Annotated in this window: 22 protein-coding genes; 9 read left to right on the forward strand and 13 right to left on the reverse strand. The window is 48.6% G+C overall.

Annotated elements, in window-relative coordinates; translation table 11 throughout:
- Positions 1-64: 64 nt before the first annotated feature.
- Positions 65-1,102, forward strand: coding sequence for a fatty acid desaturase (locus ACYVFD_RS04990; RefSeq protein ID WP_461088671.1), 1,038 nt, complete (start codon positions 65-67; stop codon positions 1,100-1,102).
- Between the two features lie 246 nt (positions 1,103-1,348).
- On the opposite strand, the gene ACYVFD_RS04995 is transcribed toward ACYVFD_RS04990, so the two are convergent.
- The 13 genes from ACYVFD_RS04995 to ACYVFD_RS05055 all read right to left on the reverse strand — a co-directional run bounded on the left by ACYVFD_RS04995 (position 1,349) and on the right by ACYVFD_RS05055 (position 17,500).
- On the reverse strand, positions 1,349-3,325 hold the full coding sequence (locus ACYVFD_RS04995) for a M1 family metallopeptidase (protein ID WP_461088672.1): 1,977 nt from the start codon (positions 3,323-3,325) through the stop codon (positions 1,349-1,351).
- Positions 3,326-3,453: 128 nt separating this feature from the next.
- Entirely contained in the window at positions 3,454-4,068 is a 615-nt protein-coding gene (locus ACYVFD_RS05000; RefSeq protein WP_461088673.1) for a cytochrome c oxidase subunit 3, read from the reverse strand.
- Between the two features lie 54 nt (positions 4,069-4,122).
- On the reverse strand, positions 4,123-4,929 hold the full coding sequence (gene ispE / locus ACYVFD_RS05005) for a 4-(cytidine 5'-diphospho)-2-C-methyl-D-erythritol kinase (protein WP_461088674.1): 807 nt from the start codon (positions 4,927-4,929) through the stop codon (positions 4,123-4,125).
- 83 nt (positions 4,930-5,012) lie between these two features.
- Positions 5,013-7,463, reverse strand: a complete 2,451-nt coding sequence (locus tag ACYVFD_RS05010; protein ID WP_461088675.1) for an OmpA family protein — start codon at positions 7,461-7,463, stop codon at positions 5,013-5,015.
- 76 nt (positions 7,464-7,539) lie between these two features.
- Positions 7,540-9,609 carry a gliding motility-associated C-terminal domain-containing protein gene (locus ACYVFD_RS05015; RefSeq protein WP_461088676.1) on the reverse strand — a complete coding sequence of 690 codons (2,070 nt, stop codon included), beginning with the start codon at positions 9,607-9,609 and terminating at the stop codon, positions 7,540-7,542.
- A 356-nt stretch (positions 9,610-9,965) separates the two neighbouring features.
- Complete coding sequence (locus ACYVFD_RS05020; protein WP_461088677.1) at positions 9,966-11,390, reverse strand: ATP-binding cassette domain-containing protein; 1,425 nt, start codon at positions 11,388-11,390, stop codon at positions 9,966-9,968.
- 102 nt (positions 11,391-11,492) lie between these two features.
- Positions 11,493-12,017 (reverse strand): hypothetical protein, encoded by a 525-nt coding sequence (locus ACYVFD_RS05025; RefSeq protein WP_461088678.1) that lies wholly within the window; start codon positions 12,015-12,017, stop codon positions 11,493-11,495.
- 146 nt (positions 12,018-12,163) lie between these two features.
- A complete protein-coding gene (locus ACYVFD_RS05030; protein ID WP_461088679.1) occupies positions 12,164-13,888 on the reverse strand; it encodes a GMC oxidoreductase in 1,725 nt (574 codons plus the stop codon).
- Positions 13,889-13,995: 107 nt separating this feature from the next.
- Positions 13,996-14,634 carry a gluconate 2-dehydrogenase subunit 3 family protein gene (locus ACYVFD_RS05035; RefSeq protein WP_461088680.1) on the reverse strand — a complete coding sequence of 213 codons (639 nt, stop codon included), beginning with the start codon at positions 14,632-14,634 and terminating at the stop codon, positions 13,996-13,998.
- A gap of 179 nt (positions 14,635-14,813) precedes the next feature.
- The gene (locus tag ACYVFD_RS05040) at positions 14,814-15,200 is read right to left on the reverse strand and encodes a helix-turn-helix domain-containing protein (protein ID WP_461088681.1); all 387 of its coding nucleotides are present in this window, start codon (positions 15,198-15,200) and stop codon (positions 14,814-14,816) included.
- Positions 15,197-15,490 (reverse strand): type II toxin-antitoxin system HigB family toxin, encoded by a 294-nt coding sequence (locus tag ACYVFD_RS05045; RefSeq protein WP_461088682.1) that lies wholly within the window; start codon positions 15,488-15,490, stop codon positions 15,197-15,199. Before ACYVFD_RS05045 ends, ACYVFD_RS05040 begins: the two co-directional genes overlap by 4 nt.
- Positions 15,491-15,553: 63 nt before the next feature.
- On the reverse strand, positions 15,554-16,750 hold the full coding sequence (locus ACYVFD_RS05050; protein WP_461088683.1) for a M20 metallopeptidase family protein: 1,197 nt from the start codon (positions 16,748-16,750) through the stop codon (positions 15,554-15,556).
- A 54-nt stretch (positions 16,751-16,804) separates the two neighbouring features.
- Positions 16,805-17,500 carry an RDD family protein gene (locus ACYVFD_RS05055; RefSeq protein WP_461088684.1) on the reverse strand — a complete coding sequence of 232 codons (696 nt, stop codon included), beginning with the start codon at positions 17,498-17,500 and terminating at the stop codon, positions 16,805-16,807.
- Between the two features lie 159 nt (positions 17,501-17,659).
- On the opposite strand from ACYVFD_RS05055, the gene ACYVFD_RS05060 reads away from it, so the two are divergent.
- The 8 genes from ACYVFD_RS05060 (at position 17,660) to ACYVFD_RS05095 (ending at position 25,905) form a co-directional block, all read left to right on the forward strand.
- Positions 17,660-18,604 carry a stage II sporulation protein M gene (locus tag ACYVFD_RS05060; protein WP_461088685.1) on the forward strand — a complete coding sequence of 315 codons (945 nt, stop codon included), beginning with the start codon at positions 17,660-17,662 and terminating at the stop codon, positions 18,602-18,604.
- On the forward strand, positions 18,601-19,524 hold the full coding sequence (locus ACYVFD_RS05065) for a hypothetical protein (protein WP_461088686.1): 924 nt from the start codon (positions 18,601-18,603) through the stop codon (positions 19,522-19,524). The genes ACYVFD_RS05060 and ACYVFD_RS05065 overlap by 4 nt, the downstream gene beginning before the upstream one ends.
- Positions 19,508-20,338: a DUF4129 domain-containing protein gene (locus ACYVFD_RS05070; RefSeq protein WP_461088687.1), complete on the forward strand. Its 831-nt coding sequence runs from the start codon at positions 19,508-19,510 to the stop codon at positions 20,336-20,338. Before ACYVFD_RS05065 ends, ACYVFD_RS05070 begins: the two co-directional genes overlap by 17 nt.
- Positions 20,339-20,345: 7 nt before the next feature.
- The gene (locus tag ACYVFD_RS05075) at positions 20,346-21,542 is read left to right on the forward strand and encodes a DUF4350 domain-containing protein (protein ID WP_461088688.1); all 1,197 of its coding nucleotides are present in this window, start codon (positions 20,346-20,348) and stop codon (positions 21,540-21,542) included.
- Between the two features lie 96 nt (positions 21,543-21,638).
- Positions 21,639-22,613 carry an AAA family ATPase gene (locus ACYVFD_RS05080; protein WP_461088689.1) on the forward strand — a complete coding sequence of 325 codons (975 nt, stop codon included), beginning with the start codon at positions 21,639-21,641 and terminating at the stop codon, positions 22,611-22,613.
- A 3-nt stretch (positions 22,614-22,616) separates the two neighbouring features.
- Positions 22,617-23,747 carry a hypothetical protein gene (locus tag ACYVFD_RS05085; RefSeq protein WP_461088690.1) on the forward strand — a complete coding sequence of 377 codons (1,131 nt, stop codon included), beginning with the start codon at positions 22,617-22,619 and terminating at the stop codon, positions 23,745-23,747.
- Positions 23,744-24,562, forward strand: a complete 819-nt coding sequence (locus tag ACYVFD_RS05090; RefSeq protein ID WP_461088691.1) for a tetratricopeptide repeat protein — start codon at positions 23,744-23,746, stop codon at positions 24,560-24,562. The genes ACYVFD_RS05085 and ACYVFD_RS05090 overlap by 4 nt, the downstream gene beginning before the upstream one ends.
- A complete protein-coding gene (locus tag ACYVFD_RS05095) occupies positions 24,559-25,905 on the forward strand; it encodes a DUF58 domain-containing protein (RefSeq protein ID WP_461088692.1) in 1,347 nt (448 codons plus the stop codon). Before ACYVFD_RS05090 ends, ACYVFD_RS05095 begins: the two co-directional genes overlap by 4 nt.
- Positions 25,906-25,914: the final 9 nt, after the last annotated feature.

The raw sequence follows: 25,914 nt of genomic DNA on the forward strand, positions 1-25,914 counted from the left end.
TTTTACTGTCTATTTTTTCACTGAGCCGCACAGGCGGCCCTGTTGTTCCGGCGACACCTCATTTATGGCAAGATTCACAGATTTTGTTCGTTCAACCTCGACCGAACCGCACCGTATTCGTACCCGACAAATTCTTAAAGCACACCCTGAAATCAAGCAATTAATTGGTCAGAAAAACCCGACCACATTCTGGGTCATTCTGGGTTGTGTAACCATGATGGTTGGCCTGGCCTGGCTGGTTCGTGATCAATCTTGGTGGATTGTCGTAGCGGCTGCCTGGTTTATTGGTGCATTTCCAGCGCATACCTTATTCGTTTGTATTCACGAAGCTGCGCATAATTTGATTTTCCGCAAGCCGACTGCCAATGCCTGGGCGGCTATCTTCGCGAACCTGCCCACGGTTTTACCAACGGCGCTATCGTTCAAGAATTTCCATATTAAGCACCATGCCTTTCAGGGCGTGCACGAACTGGATGCTGACTTGCCCGACTGGTACGAAGCGAAACTCATCAATAATTATTCGATTGGGAAAGCGCTTTGGCTACTTTTCTTCCCGATTTTTCAAGCTATTCGTACAATTCGCATGCATGAACTAGCCGTGATTGATAAGTGGGTAGCTGCCAATATCATCGTACAGGTGGCGTTCGATGCCCTGATCGTCTTTTTCTTTGGCTGGCAAGCGCTGGCCTTCCTGCTGCTTTGCCTGTTTTTCTCGGTTGGGCTGCACCCGCTGGGTGCCCGCTGGATTCAGGAGCATTACCTGACACTCGATCCCGAGCAGGAAACCTACAGCTACTATGGCCAGTTGAATGGCGTAAACCTGAACGTCGGTTTCCACAACGAACACCACGATTTCCCCTCAATCCCCTGGAACAAACTGCCTGAGATTAAGAAGTCAGCACCTGAGTATTACGATACGCTGAAGTACCATACCTCGTATGTCCGATTATTCTTCCGCTTCCTGTTCGATCAGGAGATTTCGCTTTACTCACGAATTGTGCGTAAAGAGCGTGGTCGAGTTACCGTAGCCGATCAGTCGAAACCGGATTTAGAATTAGTTGAATCGCAGGCGTTGAACGTTCCGGCTAAAACGGCTGCCTGATCGTAGAGTTCTATTCAATAAAAAAGTCCTTGCTATGGTAGCAAGGACTTTTTTATTGAGGGCCGTTTGAACTTTCTAAACTATAGTTTAGTGGGCATGTGTTTGTCATTCCGACGATAGGAGGAATCTCAAGCTTGACTAATAAGTAACGTTGAGATTCCTCCTATCGTCGGAATGACAAGTCGCGCCGATTTTCGATCAAAAAATATAAGGTTAGACAGGTTTGCCTTGAAGACTAATCAGTGTCTACTGCGCTTCTGACCGCCAGGTATTGTTTTTAGGATTAATATCCGGCAGCTTTTGATCTGGGTCTATAACCACGGTTTTGATAGACGACGTCGAGTTGTACTTGAGTGTCCAGGAGCCACCACGCTGCCAAACTTCAATGGGTAAGTTGACCCGGCCTTTCTTGCCATTGCTCTCTGTAACCTCGATGGTAGCAGGCATTGCCATTTTATCAAGGTTTTCGATGGTGATCAATGAACCTTTATCGGCACTACCATCCACATATTTTACATCTTTAACACTCTGATCCAGCCGCCAGGTCTCGTAGAAAAAGCCGCGCCAGAACCAGCCCAGATCTTCACCGGCACCGTCTTCGATACTACGGAAGAAATCATAGGGGGTTGGGTGTTTGAAAGCCCAGCGCTGCACATAATTTTTGAAAGCAAAATCGAAACGGTCGGCGCCAAGAATCACGTCACGCAATAATTTCAGGCCAATGCCCGGTTTGTAATACGCCAGAATGCCCAACGCTCGGGGTTGCTGAACATCGGGGATGGTCATAATCGGCTCGGTTGGAAAAGCCAGGGCAGGAGCCAGGTCGTGCATAGTCCCACGCTCGCGGTTGTATTCGCCTTTATTGAAATTGGCGGTCGATAAGCCGTTAATAAACGTGTTAAAACCTTCGTCCATCCAGGGGAATTTCCGTTCGTTGTTGCCCACGATCATGGGGAACCAGTTGTGACCGAATTCGTGGTCGGTAACGCCCCAAAGCGCATCTTTTTTGTCGCGGTGGTCGCAGAAGATAATGCCTGGATATTCCATTCCACCTACAATCCCGGCTACATTCGTCGCAACGGGGTAGCTGAATTCATAGAGGTATTTTGAATAAAACTCTACACAGCCTTTGACGTACTCGGTCGAGCGATTCCAGGAATCGTTTGTGGCACTTTCAACGGGGTAAACCGATTGGGCAAGGGCTGTTTTGCCACTAGGCAGGTTCATTTTGGCGGCATCCCATACGAACGCACGCGAAGAAGCCCAGGCTACATCACGGCTATTTTCGCAACGGAATTTCCAGGTAAGCGTGCCGGATTTTTTCGGGCGGGAGTTGGCGTTGGTTACTTCGTCTTTTCCCCGGATGACTACCGTCTGGTCGCTTTTACGTGCCTGTTCCAGCCGTTTTTGCTGATCGGCCGTCAGGACTTCATTGGGATTCAGGAGTTCGCCGGAGCCGACCACAATATGGTCCCAGGGAGCTGTAATGCTGTATTCGTAATCACCATAATCAAGGTAAAATTCACCCGCACCTAAGTAGGGAAGTACGTTCCAGCCTTCGATGTCGTCATACACGCACATGCGCGGATACCACTGAGCAATCTCGTAGATAATGCCATCTTTCCGCTTCAGTTGCCCCATTCGGTCAGATCCATACTCAGGAATCTTAAAGGAATACGCAATTTTCACTTTGATAACATCGCCTTTCGGCTTTACCGACTCGGCCAGGCGGACCTGCATCCGGGTATCGGTGATGGTATAGGGAACAGTCGAAAACTTCCCTTTGCTATGATCGACCGTAACGCTTGAAATGGTCAGCCCACCCGCAAAACCCTGGTTCCCAAACCGTCCGCCCGATACAGGTGTGGTTTTGGCCGCTCGCGAGGTATCGCTAAACGCGTTTTGGTCCAGTTGAAGCCATAAGTAGGCTAGTGACTCTGGCGAATTGTTTTTGTAGGTGATAGTCACTTCGCCCGTAATGGTGTTTTGCTGATCGTCGAGGGTGACATTGATCTGGTAATCCGAGCGATTTTGCCAGTAGTTGGGGCCGGGTGCACCGCTACCAGTGCGATAATCGTTGCCCGGCTGCATGTTGAACAACGGGTGAAAGAGCGCCAACGGGTCATATTTGGAGCCCGGTGTGGATGTTGAAGAAGGGGAGGTTTGAGCGAAAGCTGAGACACATAAGGCCCAAAAGCCTGCCCAAAGAGCGATTTTTCTCATGAAATTCAGATACGTAACTCGGTCAATTGAGTGAAATTAGTTTTCTAACTGTTGCCAATGGCTAAAAACGGAACCAGTTTTTAGCTGCTTATTCTACTACAAATAACGATATAAAGCCTCAAAATTAGCTAACGCCCTATGAGTAGTTGCCAATCGATGCCGTGATGGACAAGAAGAAACAGAAATAAGCCCAGCCAAAGAACATCTACAAAATGCCAATACAGCGCAATGAGTTTGATTTTGAGTCGATTAGGCGGATTCACACTGTAGACGAAGGAATCAACGTATGGCCGACGGAGTAAAGCTTCGCCCAGCACAATGCCCAGAAAAATCAGGCCCACCAGAATATGAAGCAGATGCAGGCCCGAAATGATATAAATGAACCCGCCGGCTGGGTTTCCTTCCAGACCAACTCCGGCTCTGAACAGATCGCGCCAGCCCCAGCCCTGGAGTAGCATAAACAGAATACCTAGTCCCAGTGTAGTCGCCAGATTGGTTCGGTAACTCTCAAACCGCTCGTGCCAGAACGCTTGTTTGGCATTGTTAAGCGTTAGACTACTCAGTAAAATAACGGCTGTACTAACTAAAAAGACGACTGGGAGCCTTACATTGGCCCAATCTGATGCGGTTCTCCGAACGACATAGGTAACCAACAACATCGTGAAGAGCATCGTACTGCTGGCGATGCCCAGCCAGACCATAAAACGGGACGGCTCGCGCCGTTTGGTCACGAAGTTGCTCATGGTAACTGAGGTTGTTAATCAATAGTCGTTAAAATAGTAACGACTGAAAGGGATTTATAATTTCCCTTGCCAAACGTTGTATTCCTGAAATTGGTCTGGTGTTGGAATAGGCGCATTAAAAATGCCGTACACGGTCGAACCCGACCCACTCATGCTGGCATACACCGCCCCTGCTGTATAGAGTTGCTGCTTTATGTCGGCTAAAACCGGATAACGGGGAAACAGACTATCTTCAAAATCGTTGTGAATAGTAGCCCGCCAGGTATCGATTGGGGCCTGCAATTGATCCAACAAAGGAGCTTCGGGTTGATGTGGGCGAACACCCGCGTAGGCTTCGGCCGTAGAAATGGCCAGATTCGGGTAAACCAGCAGGATATAATAGCCCGTCAGATCAACCGGGATGTCGGAAAAGACATCGCCTTTTTCAAGACAATACTGGGGGCGATTTTGAATGAAAAAGGCACAGTCACTCCCTAATTGACGGGCATAATCCTCTAGCTGCTGGATGCTTAATCCTAAATGAAACTGATCATTCAACAATTTTAGCGTAAAAGCCGCATCGGCCGATCCCCCACCTAAACCTGCGCCAATTGGAACAATCTTGTGCAAATGCATCTGCACCGGCGGCAAATCGAAGTCGGCTTTGAGCAGATTATAAGCCCGAACGCATAGATTAGTTGATGCATCACCCGGAATGGGTAGGCCACTATGGCTGAAGTTAAATTCAGTGCCTGGAATTGTTTCCAGCACATCGCCCCAGGCTACGGGATAAAAACAGGACTGGAGATTATGAAAACCATCCGGCCGTTTTTCCGTGATTCGAAGACCAATGTTGATTTTACAGGTAGGGAACGCAATCAAATGAGTAATGACTAATGGACAATGAGTGTAAAAATAAGTTTCAATTATCCATTGCTCATTATTCATTGTCCATTATTCATCATTTACTTGATGGCAACGACTTTAAATTCGGTTCGGCGATTGCGCTGATGCTCGGCTTCGGTACAAATCACCCCATCGGTACAGTTGTTGACCAATTGCGACTCGCCCATACCCAATGTGGCCATCCGCCGACGGCTGATTCCTTTCGAGACCAAGTAGTCGGCTACCTGTTTGGCCCGTTCCAGCGATAAAGCTTTGTTCCGTTCGGCATCGCCCCGGCTGTCGGTATGCGACCGGATTTCAATGATAAGCGATGGGTATTTGCGCATGGTAGCTACCACTTTATCCAGTTCGCGCATGGCATCGGGCCGGAGGCTGAATTGATCAAGGTCGTAATAAATATTATCGATGGTAACCACGTCGCCCACACTCAACATCTTCAGGTCGGCCGACAACTCTTTGGGTTTTGCTTTTGGCGTTATCTTTTTGATTTTGCTGGTGTTGGTACCAAACGATGGTTTTGAGGCAATTAACGTATAGTCGCAGCCTTCATTAATATCGAATGAATAATGCCCATCGGCTCCGGTCACGTATTCCACAACCGAGTTATCGCACTCGTTGCGAAGTCGAACTTTTACGCCCGCGATCGGCTTTCGGTTCCGTTCGCCGACCACCGTCCCCTGAATGCGGGAACGGGTAAGGGCAGCAGAAGGTTGAGCCTGTGCTTCTGATACTGTATCGACCGGAACGGTTGGCTTAAGTAAGCCGATTTCGAGCCGACTGGGCTGATCATCGACCAATGAGCGTGTGGTGAAGCCAACGGTACTGTTAATATACCCATCGCGGCTGGCTTTGAAGATGAACGAACTACTTCCGGGGAGACAAATACGGACTAAGCCATTCTGATCACTGACCAACGTTTGGTCTGGGCGCCCTTCAACACTTGATTTTACCAATACGCTGACACTGTCTAACGGCTGGTCGGTATAAGTGTCGTACAAACGAATGGTCAGGTCGCGGCACCCATAAAGAGAACTTTCGCGGACAAACCGATAAATGTCGTCGCTGCCATCGCGTCGATTTGTGCTGAAATAACCTCCTTTTCGATTGGCATCAGTGATGAGTCCGAAATCGTCCTGTGGGGAGTTGATTGGCGCATCGAGGTGCTCAATGGATTGAACCGTTATGCCGTTCGTCAAGGTAGCGTAATAAATGTCCAGCCCTCCCAGTCCTTTTCGGCCGTCGGAAGCGAAATACAGGTTGCCCGCATCATCGGCAAAAGGAAATAATTCATTTCCTTTTGAGTTGATGGTACTGCCCAGATTAACCGGACGGCTCCATTTCCCATTCTGGAAACGTGTTACGTATAAATCCGTGCCTCCGAACCCACCCGGCATGTCGGACGAAAAATAGAGCAGTTCGTCGTTTTTGTTCAGCGTAGGATGCCCTACGGAATATTCGTCGCTGTTGAACGGCAATTCGACAATATCGGTCCAGGCGCCATTTTCCTGGATAGCTGTATACAATTTAAGCTTATTGACTCCTTCCGAACTCTTACTTGCCCGACCGTTATTGTAATTGTTTCGGGTAAAAATGATCTGCGTGCCGTCGTGAGAAAACGTGGCTGGCCCTTCGTGGTATTTGGTGTTGAGCGTCTGGCTGAAGCGCTTCGATACATTCTGCGAACTCACATTGGCTGCATAGCCTAGGCCTTCCGAAATATTAATGCCCTGACCAAAATTGGGTATGGTGGGGGAGTCGTTTGGCGTTTGTCGGCTATAACTCGCGCTAGTACGATCATTTCTGGTGGAGGTATTGACAGGGCGGCTGGTTGTCCCGTCGGCATTCAGAATACTGTTAACTTTCAGATTGTTGCGATTGGGTAAATAAAAGAGGTCAAGGTACCCTGCGCCACCACCACTGCCGGTGGTTTCGATGGCCGATCCTCCTTTTTTACCGGCTACATAGACAAGACCGTCCTGATAATATGCTGGACTGAACTCTTCTCCCGATGTATTGAAGTCCAGATACTCCAGTCGGTATTTAACCGGTTCTTTGCGGGGGCCTGCCGAAGCACCATCTGTGGTGGAAGAAGTAAGGGCCGTGCGGGCAGGCTGTTTTTCTTTGAGTTGTTCGTATTGCTCAAACATTTTCTGCCCTTCCTGGAATTTGCCATTGCCAACCAATGTCTGGGCGAAAAGCAGGAGCAGTTGAGGGTTTGGGGCAGGCGTATTAGCTAAGGCGTCCCGATAGTATCGTTCAGCTTTTGGGCCATCGCCAACCTGACGATAGGCATTCGCCAACTGACTCTGAACGGTTGCTTTTTGAACGGGCGTGAGCTGATCGGCCTGCTCGCTCAATAGCTGCGAGTAGGCCTCTATGGCTCGGCCATATGCTTTATAGCTGAGCAGGCGGTCGGCCTGCTGCAGCAGCGAATCTACCTGTGCCCAGGCTGGTAAGCCACTTAGCCACAGTAATCCGCCCAAGATCCATGCGATCCACTTTTTACTCATTGGTATTACTCCCTACGGCCAACTACACTTTCTCCCTACGACAAACGAAATTGGCCAGAAATCATTGCTATAAAAGTTATCTTACTAAGGTCAGGAATCGAACAAATTCGCGCCCATCGCTGAGTCGAATCTGATAGTAATAGGTACCGTCGGGCAAACCCTGTTGAGCACCTGCTGTTTTGGCTCCCTGGTTGGACGTACCGTCCCAGTCATTTTTGTAATTTAAATTTTGGTAAACCAGGTGCCCCCATCGGTTGTAGATTTCTACTTGCAGGGTTACATCAGTCGGTACATGTTGAATAACAAACAAATCATTTATTCCGTCGCCGTTAGGTGAAAAACCTTCGGGAATAAAAATACTTGAATATTCTTCACCCCGTACGGAGTGCAACGTTACCACCGTCGGGTCATCGTTATCCGCAGGGTTGCCATTTTGGTCAGGATCGGTTTCAATGCCGTTGGTAGAACGGTCCCGGCAAATACCACCGGTTACATCAACTGCCTGTACAGTTGCTTTATTAACAAATGTCAGGGTATTTGCCTGACTGACATCGAGACGAACAGTGAGCCAGGCATGAGCCTGTTTGCCTGTCGGCAATGTTCCGACCACCAGTAAAGTTGTGTCGACTCCCTGTCCGGTGTATGTCTTATTTACGACCAGTCCACTATCGGCACGAACGCTAACTGACTGAATTTTAGCACTGGCACTTGTAAAGGCCGCATCCAGGTCATCGGCCAATTGGATAGTCGTTAGCTCATGGCCTCCCAGATTGGCGATTGTAAAGAGGTAAGTAAGTTCAACCAGGCGTTTTTGGCCTTCGGTTACCCAAATGGGTTCAGCTACTTTTTTACTGAGCCCTACAATTTCCCGTGATGGAGCGGTCACCAACTTTTGGGCTGACGCACCCGTACAGGGGCCATCGCCATCTGGATCAGCGATGGTTAAAGTAAATAGCGTACTGCCCCGTTGTCGATCTGCTTCGGAAAATAGATAGCGGGCGTCGACGCCTGAACTGGTAAACAGTCCTCCGCCATCGCTTTGCCAGACGGGTTTGGTAGCAGAGCCTCCCAACTGGGCTGTCAAACGAACAATGCCTTTCGTCCAATTGAGAGAGTCGAGCCGGATTGCCACAGAGGCTGGATTACTTAGGCAAGGAGCAATTCCATTTTGACAAGGCTGATTCGTTACGGTAATTGCTACCGGCTCAGTATAACACCCATCGGCTGTTCGTCCGAAAATATAGTAAGTACCTGCCAGCACAGCCCCCGGTGATTGAACGGATTCGGCTTGTAGCGATGGTCCTGTTCGGAATTCATAATGCTGAATGGATGTATTTTTATCCGTAATCGCCCTCGAAAGATCGGCCGTCTGAAATGGGCAGCTATTAGCCAGGTTTGCCTGCAAATTTAAGGGGATACTGACCGAGCGAACGGTTATCGAAACGGTTTGAGAGCTATCGCTCCGGCACGAGCCAATCTGACAAACAGCCCGATAATTTATGGATTGAGTTGGGTTTACCGTCCTGACTAAGCCTTCGATCCCATCCGTCCATCGAACGGTTCCTAGGCATCCCGAGGCTGCCAGACGGACAGGCTGGCCAGCACAAATGTCACGTTTGTCGGCTGAAATAACTGGAGTTTGTGGGGAAGAGACCTGTACTGCAAGTGGGATAGATGGATTACTCGTACAACTCGTTTGTTCGCAGGTAGCCCGGAAAACTGTTGTCGTTTGTAAAGTCGTTGTCCAGGTTTTCCCTACGCTTTGTTCGACTCCATCCTGGTTGACCCAATGAATAGTTCCCTGGCAATTAGCCGCCGTTAAGGTGACAGTTTCGTTCGGACAAATAAGTTTTGACGAGGCTGTTATCGTCGGAGGTTCGGGTGTATTTACCGTAATTTTCCAGACGTCAGCGAAACAACTGATACAACCCGGTTTTGCCCGACAAATAGCGGTATATTTAGTCGTCTGTTGCGGTTTTACGGAGATTGTTGGACCTGTATCGCCATTCGACCAGATAACAGTTCCCGTACATCCGGTTGCTGTTAGGGAAACCACCTCATTACGACAGATTGCTTTGGCAGAACCAACAATTACGGGCGGCTCAGGGTGCTGACAGGTATCCCCAGGCATGTAGGAATTTGCCACGGCTACGAGGTTTGGCCAAAGCAATAGCCAAGCCATTAGCCATCCATACCTTTCAGTAAATATGTGAAGTAGTCGTTGCCTCATCAATGAATCTCGCTTGTTGAGAAACAAGACGAATTTCATGCCAAGCCCTTTTTTTAGTAAATGAACTCGGTTGATTGAGGTATTTAGTAGATGGGTTTACCTATTTTGTGAGTAAATGGTACGTAAAGGATTACATATGACCGGCCCAGGTTTTTCCTCATAAACCATGCCAACATAGGGGCTTTTTTAATTCTAAACTAGCAGGGTCAGAATAAATATAGCTGGAATAAGATACTTGACGTTTATATAAATCGTTAAGGACCTTTTTAACGCTATAAAAGTGGGGTAAGGTTGATAGAGAACAATTGATTTATGCTGCCAGGAAGCTCCCGTTGATCGTGAGTGACGAATAGAATAGTTTTGTTGGTAAAACTATCAATTAACTGCCTTGCCAACTGGACGTGGTTGTCGTCGATGGCTTGGAAAGGTTCATCCAGCAGCAAAACAGGCGCATTTTTCAGAAAGGCTCTGATCAGCAAAACCAATCGCTGCTCGCCCGCCGATAAAGTGCCAAACGGTCGATTGATGAGGGTTGACAGATCAAAATAATCAAATAACATACGCAAGTCGGCTTCAGAATCGGGCGGAACCTTGCTGGGTGGTGTTAATGTATCTGTCAGGCCGGTAAGCGCTACCTGACGGGCTGACAATCCCTGCGGAAAATAGAGATGCAGTTCGGGAGAGATAAAGCCGATTCGTCGTTTGACATCCCAGATACTTTCGCCCGACTTGCCTCGCCGACGGCCAAAAACACGTACGTCGTTTGAGTACGCCTGGGGGTGATCGCCATAAAGTAAGCTTAGCAATACTGATTTACCAGCACCGTTTCGGCCAAACAGGCCCCACCGTTCACCAACCCGAACCGCCCAGTCGATATGATTCAGGATAAGGGTGTCGCCATAACGAACCGTGACATCACAAAGGCGGAAGGCTTCGTCAAAATCCACGTTGGGAGCAGGGGTCTGTAAAACGGGCGGTGTTGCCAATAGGTTGGCAGGGGGAGTATACTGGTAGGTTTCCTTTGGGCCTGCCCACGTAATTCTCCCTTTCTCCAATACGGCCACATGAGTTACAAACGAAGGAATATCGTCGGGCTCTTTGACGAGCACAAGCGTTAAGCCATGGTTGGTGAGTTCGCCCAGCCAATCGGTCAGTTCGGCTCTGAAAATGGCATCGAGTCCAACAAACGGGTTATCTAACAGTAAAACGGACGGGTGTTTAAGTAATGCTCTGCCAATGCGGGCCTTGCGGGTTTGTCCATTGGATAACTTAATAAATGAGCGGTTGAGCAATGGGGATAAACCCAGCCGGTCGACCAGCGCATCGGACTCCTCACTATCAGTTAGTTGTAAGAAATCGCGTAGGGTTGGCGTAGAGGTATACCCGCCATCCGTACCTTCATCGCTCATGGTCGCCTGATAGCGTTGCTGGTAGAAATAACTACTGTAGGAAAAGCGGCTTGATTCTTCTTTAAATGAAACGAACTCCGTACGGCCCTGACGCACTAAGGCACCGGGCGGAGCGTGGAATTGCCCAGCCAGTGTCTGTAACAATGTCGTTTTACCACTACCCGTTGGGCCAACAACTACCCAGCATTCGCCCGAACGGAGCGTAAAGGTTAAATCAGTTAAAACAGGCTGGCCACCTCGACGAACGGTGAGGTCATGTAGGCTAATCAACTCGGCGGTAGTAGGCATAAAAAAAGTAGGCAACTTCGCAAAGTTACCTACTTCGTTGGATAACGGCTATTAGTTTGCCGAGCGTAATCAGTAACTGACGCCGTCGACTCGGGTATTCTACTACCTATTTGTTCGTGAGCCAGGCCGCGTTGTTGTTGGCGATGTCATGGTACCACTTCGGGTACGGGTTGAACCATTTGTGGTTGTTCCGTTATTCAACCGATCGGTAGTACCCATCGTGCCCTGTGGATCAGTCGTCGTGGTCGAGCCATTGGTCATCGAACCGGTACCCGTGCTATAGGTTGTACCTGTACCCGTTGTTGGAGTTGTGCCCGTTGTTGGGGTATTGATACCCGTTTGAGGTTGCGTTTGATAGGTACCTGTCGGCGGCTGATTAACTCCGGTTGGCGTCGTTGGCTGAGTAGGGTACGTACTCATATTTGTATTCGTTGCCGGATTTGTCGAATTCGTGGTTCCGGTTGTCGGTTGTGATTGATACGTACCTGAGTTAGTTCGGGTTCCCGTAGTTGGGGATGTGCCCGTAGTACCTGCATTCGTATTGGTCGTTGTATTGGTTGATTGTGCATTTGCACTTAGGGCGATACCGGCTACCAGCATACATCCCATTAGCATTGCTTTTTTCATCGTTGAGTTTCATTATTGCTTGATATTCTATGGTATAACTATACTAATAGCAGGTTGTTTTAATTTTTGATTAAAAAAATGATCATTACTGCATAAAAAAAGCAGGAAGAACGTTCTTCCTGCTTTTAGAATCGAATTTTCAATAATTACAAATTGCCTTTCTTCATCTCTTTCACCGCGAAATCGGCCGCACGGGCGGTCAACGCCATATAGGTGAGTGAAGGGTTCACACAGGATGCAGAGGCCATGCAGGCACCATCGGTATTGAAGACGTTTTTAACCGTATGAATCTGGTTATGGGCGTTCAAAATCGATGTTTTAGGATCACGGCCCATCCGGGCTGTGCCCATTTCGTGAATACCGATACCTGGGTTTTTGGTTGTATCGTTATAAGGCGTCACGTTTTTGAAACCAGCTGCTTCCAGCATTTCGGCGGCATCGTTCATCATATCGATCCGCATTTTCTTCTCGTTTTCGCCATAAGCTGCGTCGAAAACAATCACAGGCAGACCCCATTTGTCTTTCTGGTCGGGCGACAGCGTCATGCGGTTGTTCGGATCGGCAATCATTTCACCAAATCCACCCAGGCTCATTGTCCAGGGGCCGGGTTTGGTCAGACTGTCTTTGAAGTCAGCGCCGAAACCTTCCATGCCGTTACCACGACCCCAGCCTCCCCGGCCAGCGCCACCCTGGTAGCCAAAGCCACGAACGTAGTCGCGCTTATCGCCATTCCAGTTACGGTACCGAGGAATGTAGACTCCATTAGCCCGACGACCGAAGTAGTATTGGTCTTCCATCCCTTCGAAGCTACCCGCAGCACCCGCAGCCAGGTGGTGGTCCATGATGTTGCGGCCAAGCTGATCCGAGTCATTACCCATCCCGTTGGGGAACCGGTGCGACTTGGAGTTCATCAGGATCGACGTACTGGCAAATGCTGATGCATTCAGGAAGATAATCCGGGAGTAGTATTCACGAACCTCTTTAGTGTTCTGGTCAATCACCCGGACGCCGGTTGCTTTCCCTTTTTTCTCGTCGTATAGTACCTCTGATACAATGGAGTCAGGGCGAAGCGTCAACCGGCCGGTTTTCATCGCTGCTGGCAAGGTGGCCGACTGAGTACTGAAGTAAGCGCCGTATGGGCAGCCACGCATACACTGATTGCGGAACTGGCAAGCAGCCCGGCCCAGATCGGTATGCCATTTTTGGGGTTGGGTCAGGTGGGCAGTACGGCCAATAGTTACGAGCCGCTTTGGGAACGCTTTTTCGATCCGTTTTTTCGCTTCACGCTCCAGACAGTTAAGCTGCATAGGTGGCAGGAAGTTGCCATCTGGCAGCACGTCAATGCCATCCTTATTACCCGAAACCCCTACAAACGTTTCAACATGACTATACCAGGGAGCCAGGTCTTCGTAGCGAATCGGCCAGTCGACACCGATGCCTTCTTTTCCATTCGCCATGAAGTCTTCCTTATTCCAGCGATAGCTTTGGCGACCCCACATCAGTGAACGACCACCCACGTGATACCCGCGTATCCAGTCAACTTTGCGGTTTGGTTTTTCCAGGTACGGGTTTTCTTTATCGTTCTCGAAAAAGTGCCGCCATTCTTCGTTGGCGGTGTAGCCCGTCCGCATATTGGCCCAGTACTCTTCTGCCGCCATGGTGGTGATACGGCCCCGGTGCGGAAACTCCCAGGGATTATTCATAGCCGTCGGGTAACCTTCAATGTGTTTTACATCGCGGCCCCGTTCCAGCATGAGTACTTTTAAGCCTAGCCGAGTCAACTCTTTAGCAGCCCAGCCACCCGAAATGCCCGATCCTACAACGATAGCGTCGTAGGTCATATCTTTTTTTGCGTCTATATTGAGATTCATGTCTTTGTTAAGGAGTGAGGAGCGAGGAGTGAGGAGTGAGAATAGCTGGCGCAACCTCATTCTGCGGAGCATTCTCACTCCTCACTCCTCGCTCCTAATACTATAATTTAGATTGCCCACGCCTTTTGGCCAGGTTTGAGCGTAACACAGCCATCATAGCGACCAGGAACGGGTACGTACTCAAGCGCTTGCGTGCAGCCGATTTCGGAGGTGAAATAGCCAGTTAAGGTTAAATCCTTCAGAATTGAGTAGAACGGCGTATAGCGTTTTTTGGCGTTAGGCATTTGCAGATCGGCCTGAGAGTTTTCCACTTTGGCAACCGATTTGGCAGGAGCCATTTGTGCCTTTTGGGCTTTATCGTCTGCTTCGAGTTTTTTTACGATCTCAATACGCTGGGCTGGATCGAGTTGCACAAACGCTTTGCCATAGGCTTCCTGGCTCCATTTATTGGTTTGGGCCAGTCCTTCTATGAAACGTTGCTGGTCATCAGCCTTATAGCAGTCTTTCAGGATGACATCGATGATTTCGTTCACCTTAGCTGCTTTGGCACCGGGCGTGCTGGTTGTTGGAATAATGGTATCGGCCAGCTCAGCGACGGTAGCGTCCTGATCGGCCGTAAAGAAGACAGGTTTGCCGGTAAGGGCGCGTCGAGTGGCGGAGGCTTCAAGCGTATCGGCCATAGCTGGCAACGACAAGGTTGCACCTGCCAGCGCGGCCACTCGCATGAGGGCATCTCTTCTGTTCATAGGTTATAACAATTAGTCTTTCAGGTAGAACGTATTAAGGAATTACAAATGTATAACAATCAAGGAATGGTTTGTGCTATTTGGGGATAGAGTTTTCAGGATGAAATGAGGTTGACTTCCATACGGATGGAATAAGAATCTGTCCAGTAACGATAACAGAAGTTTTAGACTTTGCCAGGTTACGCCATTTTTAAAATAAACTCTGGGCTTATATCCAATCGCTCGTAAAGTTTCTTCGCTAAGTCAATGGTAATGCGTCGTTTACCGTTCATTACCTCTGACAAACGGGCTGTTGAAACGCCTAAAAGCTTAGCCATATCCTTCTGCTTCAGGTTTCGCTCGGCCATTTTAACTTGAATCATTCCCGGTAAAGTTTCGGGTTTACGGATTGGCATAAGCGGAATACTCTTTTCATAGGCCTCGACTAGCAACGAAAGTTGATGTAATTTATCAGCCTCTGGTGATGTCAGGCTATCAAAGCTTCCATATTCCGTAACTTTCTGAAGATACTTTTCAATTTCTGTTAGTAAAGTATTGTATTCTTCCTGATTGCTTATTGGTTTCATATCATGCTGCAATTTATTTTGTCATACTCCGCGTGTGTGCCTATAAACCGAATGAAAACAGTTCGTTTATTAAAAAATATCATGGCAACAATGCGATACTGATTCCCTTTGATATTAAATACATATCGCTCATTTTTGACATAATCAACAGAGTTAAATGTTTGGCGCACGTCGGCTAAATTGCTCCAATCAGCTGTATTCACTAGCTCATACCAACTATTCAGGGCGTCGGCTACATCAGGATGCTCAAGGCCGAAACGAGTTAAAATTCCTTTCGTTATAATGACCATCTAACTAACAGATATGAAAGAAATATTATTCCATATCTGAAATAATATTTCCAAAAATGAAATTTACATGATCGACAATTCCTGAACGGCTAACCAGCTCATAAGCCCGGCCCCTGTTTCCAGAGCCGCTTCATCGATGTCGAACGTGGGCGTATGGACACCCGAAATGATGCCACGCGCTTCGTTGCGGGTGCCGAGTCGGTAAAAACAGGAATCGACTACCTGCGAGTAAAACGCAAAATCTTCTCCGGCCATCCATAAATCAAGATCGACCACATTTTCGGCACCCATATAGGCGACGGCTTCCGATCGGACACGGCGGGTCAGTTCGGGATGGTTTTTCAGGTAAGGGTAGCCGTGAACAATCTGAAATTCGCAGGAGCCTCCCATCGCTTCGGCAATACCTTCGGCTAACTTCACCATGCGTCGTTTGCCTTCGGCCCGCCATTCTTCATTCATACAACGGAATGTGCCCTGAATCGTTACCTCATTGGGAATCACGTTGGTAACGCCGTCGGCAATGAACCGACCGAACGATAGTACGGACGGGCTGGCAGGAGGGCGGTTTCGGCTTATGACCTGCTGCAAGGCCACGATAATATGTGATGCGATCAGGACCGGGTCTACCAGATTATCGGGCATGGCAGCATGGCCACCTTTTCCCCGTACAGTTAAGTATAGCTCGTCGGTGCTGGCCATGTACATGCCTTCCCGAAAACCGATTTTACCAACCGGAATGTTAGGCGCTACATGTTGACCAATCATACTGACAGGGGCCGGATTTTCTAATACACCCTCTTTGATCATTAGTGATGCACCACCAGGCGCTTTTTCTTCGCCGGGCTGAAAAACCAGCTTAACCGTTCCATCGAACTGGTCGCGCAACACATGCAGAATACGCGCTACCCCTAACAGACTGGCCGTATGCACATCGTGTCCGCAGGCATGCATTACTCCATCGACAGTCGATTTGTAGGGAACATCATTGGCTTCGTGGATGGGCAAAGCGTCCATATCGGCCCGTAAACCGACCACTCTTGAACTGCCAGTTGATTCTTTTGTGCCTTCGATCAGGGCTACTAAACCCGTATCCGCAACGCCTTCCTGGGGCGTAATGCCAATGGCTTTTAACTGATCGGCTACAAAACGGGCGGTATTGCGTTCCTGAAAAGATAGTTCGGGATGAGCGTGTAAATGTCGACGTGTCTGAACAATGTCAGCTGCGTATTGACGGGCAAGCGATTTTATTGAGTCAAGCATGAGTCGTGCGGCTGGAAAGCCGTCTAGTAAACATAGTGCGGGTTTCCAGCCGCATTACTGTGTTGTTATAAACTGGTAATCATTGATAACGGTAAGCAGAAACTCCCGGTTTCCCAAGTCGCTATGGATTCCGGTCACTGCCTTGATTTTGTCGGCGGTACGCTGGAAAAGCGGTTCATCGCCCTGCCGGACTACATTTCGTACGATGGTAATATCATGATCGGAAAGCAGTCGAACGTCAGGAAACTGAACAATGTAGTTCTCCGTGAAGGGTTTGATCACTACGTCGTCCAGCGTAACAGCGGGTTTCAACCGAACAACGGTGGTTCCGGCAGCAATGTCGCCCAGGCGTTGTCCTTTCCCGTTGGCAGCTATTGTAATAACGGGGACGATACCCCCTAAAAAGGCACCCGACTCAATAATTCGGAAAAGCCAGCGAATCAAATATGCACCGATGCCCGGCGGTGAGCCGTCGAGCATAACCACCCGAATGCGCATGGCGAGCTTACCAATGCTTCGGCCGTTGAGTAACCATTCGCAAAGCAGGTCGTAAAAAATAGCAGGTAGCGCAATAAAAAGGCTGTAAAAGCTACCGATGCGAAGGCCCAGCGAGGTAGGTAGAAATAGCGTAAGGATAAGCCAGCCAAAAATCACCAGATAATCCATCAGCGCTGCCAGAATCCGCTCGCCAATGCTGGCCGGTTCGTATTCCAGAAGAACGTTTTGGGAGGTGCGAATCGCAACAGCCATGAAGGGGAAATAGCTAAGTCGTCAGTCAAAAGTCGTAAGTTACGACCGTTTCGGCAAAAAGTTTTTCATAGAAAACGAATCCCCAACTTGGTCGCCATGCGGAACTTCACTAATTTAACACTTCGCAGCCAACCGGCGACTATTGACTAACAACTTTCTATGCGTGAAGCCCTTTTCGTTAAACGCAACTCCGACAAGTGGCGAGACATCGAACAGAACCCGACCCGCGATCCAGATGAACTGACCGATCGTTTTGTGGAACTGACAGATGATCTATCCTACGCCCGAACGTTTTACCCGAACTCGAATGTAACGCGCTACCTGAATGGATTGGCCGGGCAAATGCACCGGGGATTGATGCAGAATCGGCGGGACGATCGAAGCCGGTTTCGGCTGTTCTGGCAATATGAGCTGCCCCTTTTGTTTCGTCAGTCGCACCGGATGCTGGCGCTAGCTGCCGGAGTTTTTCTGGTGGCGTGTGTACTAGGTTGGGTTTCGGCGGCACACGATAATACGTTTGTGCGGCTCATTCTGGGGGATGGGTATGTGAATATGACCCTCGAAAATATTAAAAAAGGCGATCCGTTGGGTGTGTACAACAGCAGCGGTCAGGCTACGATGTTTGTGCAGATTACGATGAACAACATTTTCGTAGCCTTCCGCACGTTTATCTTTGGACTGTTTGCGTCGGTTGGTACCATCACCATGTTGTTTTATAATGGCGTGATGCTTGGGTCATTTCAGTATTTCTTCTACGAGCGCGGCCTTCTGCTCGATTCGATTCTGAAAATCTGGATTCATGGTACGCTCGAAATTTCAGCCATCGTGATTGCGGGCTGTGCTGGACTGACGGTAGGCAACAGTCTGTTGTTTCCCGGTACGTATTCGCGACTGGCATCGTTTAAACGGGGCGTTAAACAAGGGCTTAAAATAGCTATTGGACTGGTTCCTATTTTTATCACGGCTGGCTTTCTCGAAAGCTTTATTACCCGACTGACGCTGCCTCCGGTGGTTAGTGGCGGAATTATTCTTATTTCGGCCGCTTTCATTGGTTGGTATTTTGTGTATTATCCAATTCACCTAAACCGTAAACTTCGATCATGATTCAGCTTTTTCAACAACGTGATTTTGGCGATAAGATCAACATAACGTTTCAATATATTACCCAGAATTTTCGCAGTCTGGGATTAGCGCTCCTTTACATCGTCGGGCCAGTGGCGTTGATAGCTGGCATTGCTTCGGGGGTGATGCAGTCGAATATTTTTGATCTGGCTGGCTTATCCCGAAATGGCGATTCGTCTGATGATCCTGCGCTCCCTTTTCAAATGATAGGGGCGATCTTATCACCAGCCTTTGGTATTTCTATTTTGTTTAGTCTGCTGGCCATTTTAGCGGTTAGTTTAGCTACGTACGCTCACATGAAAGTGTACGCCCGTAAGACTGACCCCAATGCTCCAATAAGCCCTTCCGGTTTAGTTGATATTAGCGTTACGGAGGTATGGGAAGAAATGCAGCCATTGATCGGCCGGGGTGTTCTGATTAGCGTTCTGAGCGCAATTATCACCTTTGTGGCCACTTTACTGTTGGTCATTCCGGGCGTTTATGTCGGTATTGTGCTGTCGTTGGCTCTGGTAGTCACCACCTTCGAAGACACCGACTTTAGCCAAACCTGGAACCGATGCTTCGTCCTGATTCGGGATAAGTGGTGGTCAACCTTTGGGCTGATTATTGTCATGGGCATTATTTCGGGAATTGTTGGGCTGGTGTTTTCTATTCCGGCTGGTGTTATTGGTGTCCTGACAGGAATGAGACTGCTACCCGATATGGCTAATTTCTGGGTTGTACTGGGGAATGTCATCGCAACTGTGGGCGGTACATTGCTTAGGGCCCTGATTTACGTGGCTATTGGTTTTCAGTATACTAATTTAGTGGAACGTCAGGAAGGCCGAGGATTGCTATCGGCTATCGATTCTATTGGTACAAGCCCAACCCAGCCCCGAGCATCGGATGAAGGAACGTATTGATTGTTGGTTTTTAGTTTTCAGCTTTCGGGTTTCGGCTGATCGGTCAATTTTGCAGGTAGGCCGTTTATGGTGCTTGGGCTGTGTTATTTTTTTAGGCCTGACAGCAAGTCCGTTGATGGTATATAGTCAGCAAAAGCCAACCTCGGGATCGGCCAATGCTGTCACCCGCGACGACCGTTCGACCATACGCGTACGATACCCCGAAGCGGACCACCTGCGCGATTTACAAACCGACCACGATTACCAGTATGGCAACGATGCACCACCACCCGAAAATCCGATTGCTCGCTTTTTCAACTGGCTTTTTCGAAAACTGGCGCAGTTTCTTTCCAGCAAAGCGTATCAGAATGTCTGGCAGTATGTGATTCTGGCGGTTATTGCCTGTTTTGTTATCTATCTGCTGATGAAGGCTGAAGTGCTGGGTTTCCTATTTCCTAAAAAGGCACAATCGGGCGGGCTGGATTATGAGAATCTGGCCGAAAATATTAATGAAATTGATTTCAAAACGGCCATTGAGGAAGCGGTCGCTGCCCGAAATTTCCGGCTCTCTGTTCGACTACTTTATCTGCAAACACTTAAGCGACTGACCGATGCCGGGCGCGTGCAGTATAAACCAGATAAAACGAATCGGCAGTATGTAGCTGAGCTAATCAATTCGCCTTTACAACCTGAATTTGAGACGCTGACGCGGCAGTTCGAATTTGTCTGGTATGGCGATTTTCCGGTTGATGAGCATCGGTTTAACGCGATACAAAATCAATTTAGGCAGTTTAACCAGGCTCCGCTATCCAAACCCATAAATTCTATCCCGTAACCACACCTTGCGAAAACCGAATAAATACCTACTGATTCTGTTGACGACAGTGGTGGCGTATATGCTCTTTGAGTATTATCGCCCGAAACCCATCGACTGGTCACCAACCTATCAGAATGACGACAAGATTCCGTTTGGCACCCAGGCTTTGTTTGAGTTGCTGCCAGATGCGCTGCCACAGTCGGCGATCCAGACAGTGCGCCTACCCATTTATAATTTTCTGGATGAAAATAAGTTCTCTGGTCTGAGCAACTACGTGTTCATTTGCCAGGAGTTCCGGGCTGATAGTATCGAGCAAATACGGCTTCTTGACTATGTCAAACGAGGGAATGCCCTATTTGTATCAGCCTATGATATCCCTGATTCGTTTGGTGAAAAGCTTGGGTTCAAAGCCGATGTGAAAAAGCAAAATGAGGCCGATACAACATTGCGCCAGAATCTGGTCAATCCTCAACTGCAAAAGAAAATCGGGTACAATTTCTTTCATGACGACGGCCGCAATTTTCTGAAAATTCAGAAACCGAAGAATATAACCGTACTCGGTCGCAATGCTCGGAAAGAGCCCGTTTTTATTCGGGTACAATATGGGAAAGGGCAGGTATTTATTCATAACCTACCCCTCGCTTTTACCAATTATTACGTGCTCGATACAAAGACATCCGATTATGCATTTAAGGCTTTTTCATACTTGCCCACCCGGCAAACGTATTGGGATGAGTATCAGAAACAAGGGCGTTTTAACGAAGATCAACAATCGATTTTTCGGTACATTCGCTCACAACCAGCCTTAAACTGGGCGTATTATCTTGTTCTGATCGGTGTATTGTTCTACGCCATCTTCGCGGGGAAACGTACCCAACGAATCATTCCGGTGGTAGAAACACCGCAAAATACATCGCTCGATTTTGTGAAGACCGTTGGGCGTATGTTTTTTCAGCAGGGCGATCACGATAACCTTGCCCGGAAGAAAATTCAGTATTTTCTGGCTGATATTCGCGAACGGTACGGCCTCAATACAACCGTTTTAGATAAAGAATTTACGGACACACTGGCCCGGAAAAGTGGCGCGTCGTTAGTCGAAACGTCGGAGTTAGTGATGCTGCTGCGCAACGCACAGAAGAGTATTTCACTCTCCGAGTTCGATCTGCTAACGCTGAATAGGGCAATAGAAAAATTTAAACAATCAGAACCGGGATTTATGTGATTTAACTGACCGACTTTGATTTTGTAACAAGGCTTTCTGTAAAAGCCAATCAAGGTCGGTCAGTTAAATCACATAAATCCCGGTTCAGACAATCCTATGGACACATTCGATTCCCGCTTAGACCTGACTCCCCTTAAAACAGCCGTTGACGCCATTCGGGCTGAGGTTGGTAAAGTAATTGTTGGACAGCACCAGACTGTTGACCTATTGCTTACGGCATTGCTGGCCGATGGACACGTTCTGATTGAAGGTGTACCGGGCGTAGCTAAAACATTAACGGCTAAACTGTTGGCCAAAACCATGTCGGTAGGCTTCAGCCGGATACAGTTTACGCCCGACCTGATGCCATCTGATGTACTCGGCACATCGGTGTTTATGCCCAAAACCAGCGATTTTATGTTTCGGCAAGGCCCCATTTTCTCTAATCTGGTGCTAATTGACGAGATAAACCGGGCACCCGCCAAAACGCAGGCGGCTTTGTTTGAGGTGATGGAAGAACGGCAGGTGACCAACGACGGAACAACGTATTTACTCGAAGAGCCGTTTATGGTACTGGCTACGCAAAATCCAATTGAACAGGAGGGGACATACCGACTCCCGGAGGCTCAGCTTGACCGTTTCCTATTTAAGGTCGTCGTAAATTATCCGACCGTAACCGAGGAAGTAGACATTCTACGTGGCCATCATGAGCGCAGGAATCTGGCTAATGCTATTGAGGCTGTGAACGCCGTTCTGACTGCCGACCAACTGGCAACGTTGCGCAGTCAGGTGCATCAGGTGCATGTAGAAGACAAACTGTTCGATTATATCGCGCAGATTGTGCAGGCTACCAGGGCGAACAAATCATTGTATTTGGGAGCCTCTCCCCGTGCTTCGGTAGCCTTATTGAATAGTGCTAAAGCCCTGGCTACCTTGCGTGGCCGTGATTTTATCACACCCGAAGATGTGCAGGAACTAGCCGCACCCGTATTACGCCACCGCGTACTGCTCACTCCCGAACGCGAAATGGAAGGCGGCACAGCCGATGAAGTGGTGGCTCAGCTAGTGCAGAAAATTGAAGTGCCCAGGTAAGAAATGAACAATGTGCAATGGATCATGAATAATGCAGGGTGGCAAAGTCGGTTCTACCGCCTGTTACTGGCCATTCTTCATTGTACATTATCCATTACTCATTCACAAGCTCAGGCCCCAACACGCGAACAGCTAGTAGGTACTTGGATCGGTGTGCATACCGAGCAGGACATCGATTTTGTCTGTCCACTGCCCAACTACATTCGGTTAGATGCCGATAGCACCTACCACCTTGGGATGGTTGATGGATCGGCGAAGGAGCAGGTGTCAAGCTGGGCTATTCACGGTGAGGCTGTACGATTAGATACCGTTCACTTTGCCCCCCGGCTGGTGACACTACAGAACGATCTCTTACGGATTGGTAAAAACTACCCGATGGTCTTTCGACGGTTTACGTCTATTCCTGTTGATTCAGCACGCGCTTACCGACAGTTGACCGGGCGTGTCTGGCAGTCGGATAGTCTGATTATAGCGTTTTATGCCAATGGAAAAGTAAGCCTTGAAAATCGGACTACGAATCAACGAACCGCCCATTTCTGGAAGCTAGCTACGTTCGACAAATCGCTATTCATCGTCATTCAGGGCAATCAATATACCCGATTCAGAGGCTATAAACCACTATGGCAACTGAGCCAGGTGAGCGCCAGCCAATTACAGGCAATTGGCTGGAATGGCAGGGCTGTGACAACTGAACGGTTTCAATTTGTCAAGAATCTGGCGCCTGGTGATTCCTGTCGCCCAAGTGGTTTTCAGGCTTGTGGCAACTGTTTTCGGCCCATTTGGTATGAGCGTTTGTTAACACGTGGCCAGAAGCGCTACGACATACTTCAATTCGTGGCTAAACACTATCAGCCCGTTCAACGGCCGGGTGAAACGGGTTTAATTCAGATTCAGTTTGTAGTCAATTGTGAAGGAGAAAAAGGAACGGTAACGTTAAATGCCTTTGGCGAAGACTATTGTCCCAAAACGTTCGCTCCTCAAATCACCAACCAACTGATCGCAATTTGCCAGAATTATGTAACTGCTGATGGATCGCTTCGGGAGCCCGATCGACCCGGTGACTGGCCATTGGATGTCTGGGTTTCGTTTACGTTTCGGCTCAAAGAAGGACATATTACTGATTTATTGCCATGAAACGATTCGGGCTTTTCTTTCTGCTGATTCCGCTGACGAGTTGGGCGCAGGATGGCGAACGATTTCTGAACTCATTCTCTTCGATGATGGCTGCCAATCAGACTGCCACGGCCCAGTTCTTCTTTCGGGAACGAAGGGAACGGCTTCGGTTGGATACCTTATCGGTCAGTGCTCAGAACTATCGGTTTCGAGCGTTCAATTACGTATGGCGGGGCGATTATGAACAGGCGATTGTGTGGCTTGAAAAAACAACGACGCTTTATCCAAAAGAACATGGAATTGTTGGTGAACTATACCTGGCCCAGCTTCGTGATTATCCCCGCGCACTGGCTCATTTCGATGCCTATGATGCCTTAACGCCCAATTTTGACGACATAGTGGGCTTTAATCCTGTTAGTTATATGCGGGGATTAGTGTACCGGAGTCAGGGTAATTATGAAAAGGCAATTGAACAATTTTCGAAAGCCATTGATCCTTTGGCTGAAAAACACGGTGCGGAGTGGGTCAATTACAAGCATTTTGTGAGTCGGGCCGTAAGCTATATTGCTACCAATCAATCCGAAAAGGCGTTGGCCGATCTGGAAAAAGCGGGTAAAAATTTTAAACGTAGTGCACTCGTGTATTATCATCGAGGTCGTGCACTGTTGCAGCAGAATCGCATTGCCGAAGCCCGAACAGCCTTTCAGGACGCTTCGTTTTTCTTTAAAGCCCTCCGTGCCGAACGGAGCAGCGATTATCAGGAAGATGATTTTAACCCTGTGTATGAGCCCGAAATTGAAGAGGCTGTCGCTAACTTAAAAAATATAAATCGTTGAAACCTATCCGTGCTCTGTTTATTGCCAATCGATTGTGGTTTAGTTTGATCGCGATTGTCTTGTTGTTTGTAGCAGCCTATGCATTTCCAATCCTCTTGCCATTGATGCAGGTCGTTTTTGCTGTGTTTATGCTACTGGTCGGAATCGACGTATGGCTGCTATTTCGGTCAAAATCAGCCTTTTTTGCCCGGCGTGAACTGCCTGAACGGCTATCGAACGGCGACGAAAACCCACTGACCATTTACCTCGAAAACCGGTATACGTTCCGTGCGGATGTAGAAGTGATTGATGAAATCCCGTTTCAGTTTCAACGACGCGATGTGCTGTTTCGCGCCCGGCTGAATCCGCGCGAAACGCAGGCAATTCGGTATGAACTGCGCCCAACACGCCGGGGCGAGTATAGTTTTGGCGCGGTCAATGTGTTTGTCATGTCGCCGTTGGGACTACTAAAACGACGGTATCAGTTTGAACAAGGCAAGATGGTGGCGGTATATCCGTCATTTTTGCAGATGCGGCAGTACGAACTTCTGGCTGCTACCAACCGTCTGACCGAAGTGGGCGTAAAGCGAATCCGACGCATTGGCCATAGTATGGAGTTTGAGCAGGTGCGTCCCTACACAACTGGCGACGATGTTCGGACTATCAACTGGAAAGCGACATCCCGCCGGAGCGATCCGCAAGGTACGTCCCTAATGATCAATGCCTTTCAGGATGAACGTTCCCAACCTATTTACTGCCTAATCGATAAAGGTCGGGTGATGCAGTCGCCGTTTGAGGGGCTAACCCTACTCGACTATGCGATCAATGCCAGCTTGGTATTGAGTAACATCGCACTTATGAAACAGGACCGAGCCGGTATTCTGACCTTCTCCGACCACATTGGCCAGCTTCTTCCTGCCGACCGTCGTTCGGGGCAAATGCTGAAAATTCTGGAATTGCTATACCGACAGAAGACGCGTTTTCTGGAAACAGACTATGAAAACCTGTACGCGAGTGTTCGGGCGCATATCCGCCAGCGGAGTTTGTTGCTACTGTTCACCAATTTCGAAACCGTGAGCGGAATGCACCGGCAGTTGCCTTACCTGCGTCGGTTGGCCAAAGATCACCTGTTGCTGGTGATTTTCTTTGAAAACACTGAACTCCGTGAACTACTGACTGAACCGGCTGCCGATACCGAAGATATTTACCTAAAAACCATCGGCGAAAAGTTCGCCTTCGAAAAACGGCAGATTGTGAAAGAGTTAGGCCAGTACGGTATCCAGACGATTTTGACAGCCCCACAAAACCTGACGGCCAATACGGTCAACAAATACCTGGAGTTGAAGGCGCGGGGAATGATTTAACTTTTTGTC

This window comes from Spirosoma gilvum, from assembly GCF_054776815.1.

Excerpts from the sequence above, each read along its gene's own strand:
- ACYVFD_RS05050 (WP_461088683.1), bottom strand. The coding sequence starts at position 16,750 with ATGCTTGACTCAATAAAATCGCTTGCCCGTCAATACGCAGCTGACATT.
- ACYVFD_RS05045 (WP_461088682.1), bottom strand. The coding sequence starts at position 15,490 with ATGGTCATTATAACGAAAGGAATTTTAACTCGTTTCGGCCTTGAGCAT.
- ACYVFD_RS04990 (WP_461088671.1), top strand. The coding sequence starts at position 65 with ATGGCAAGATTCACAGATTTTGTTCGTTCAACCTCGACCGAACCGCAC.
- ACYVFD_RS05085 (WP_461088690.1), top strand. The coding sequence starts at position 22,617 with ATGAACAATGTGCAATGGATCATGAATAATGCAGGGTGGCAAAGTCGG.
- ACYVFD_RS05060 (WP_461088685.1), top strand. The coding sequence starts at position 17,660 with ATGCGTGAAGCCCTTTTCGTTAAACGCAACTCCGACAAGTGGCGAGAC.
- ACYVFD_RS05010 (WP_461088675.1), bottom strand. The coding sequence starts at position 7,463 with ATGAGTAAAAAGTGGATCGCATGGATCTTGGGCGGATTACTGTGGCTA.
- ACYVFD_RS05030 (WP_461088679.1), bottom strand. The coding sequence starts at position 13,888 with ATGAATCTCAATATAGACGCAAAAAAAGATATGACCTACGACGCTATC.
- ACYVFD_RS05025 (WP_461088678.1), bottom strand. The coding sequence starts at position 12,017 with ATGAAAAAAGCAATGCTAATGGGATGTATGCTGGTAGCCGGTATCGCC.
- ACYVFD_RS05070 (WP_461088687.1), top strand. The coding sequence starts at position 19,508 with ATGAAGGAACGTATTGATTGTTGGTTTTTAGTTTTCAGCTTTCGGGTT.
- ACYVFD_RS05080 (WP_461088689.1), top strand. The coding sequence starts at position 21,639 with ATGGACACATTCGATTCCCGCTTAGACCTGACTCCCCTTAAAACAGCC.
- ACYVFD_RS05055 (WP_461088684.1), bottom strand. The coding sequence starts at position 17,500 with ATGGCTGTTGCGATTCGCACCTCCCAAAACGTTCTTCTGGAATACGAA.
- ACYVFD_RS05040 (WP_461088681.1), bottom strand. The coding sequence starts at position 15,200 with ATGAAACCAATAAGCAATCAGGAAGAATACAATACTTTACTAACAGAA.
- ACYVFD_RS05020 (WP_461088677.1), bottom strand. The coding sequence starts at position 11,390 with ATGCCTACTACCGCCGAGTTGATTAGCCTACATGACCTCACCGTTCGT.
- ACYVFD_RS05000 (WP_461088673.1), bottom strand. The coding sequence starts at position 4,068 with ATGAGCAACTTCGTGACCAAACGGCGCGAGCCGTCCCGTTTTATGGTC.
- ACYVFD_RS05035 (WP_461088680.1), bottom strand. The coding sequence starts at position 14,634 with ATGAACAGAAGAGATGCCCTCATGCGAGTGGCCGCGCTGGCAGGTGCA.
- ACYVFD_RS04995 (WP_461088672.1), bottom strand. The coding sequence starts at position 3,325 with ATGAGAAAAATCGCTCTTTGGGCAGGCTTTTGGGCCTTATGTGTCTCA.
- ACYVFD_RS05065 (WP_461088686.1), top strand. The coding sequence starts at position 18,601 with ATGATTCAGCTTTTTCAACAACGTGATTTTGGCGATAAGATCAACATA.
- ACYVFD_RS05090 (WP_461088691.1), top strand. The coding sequence starts at position 23,744 with ATGAAACGATTCGGGCTTTTCTTTCTGCTGATTCCGCTGACGAGTTGG.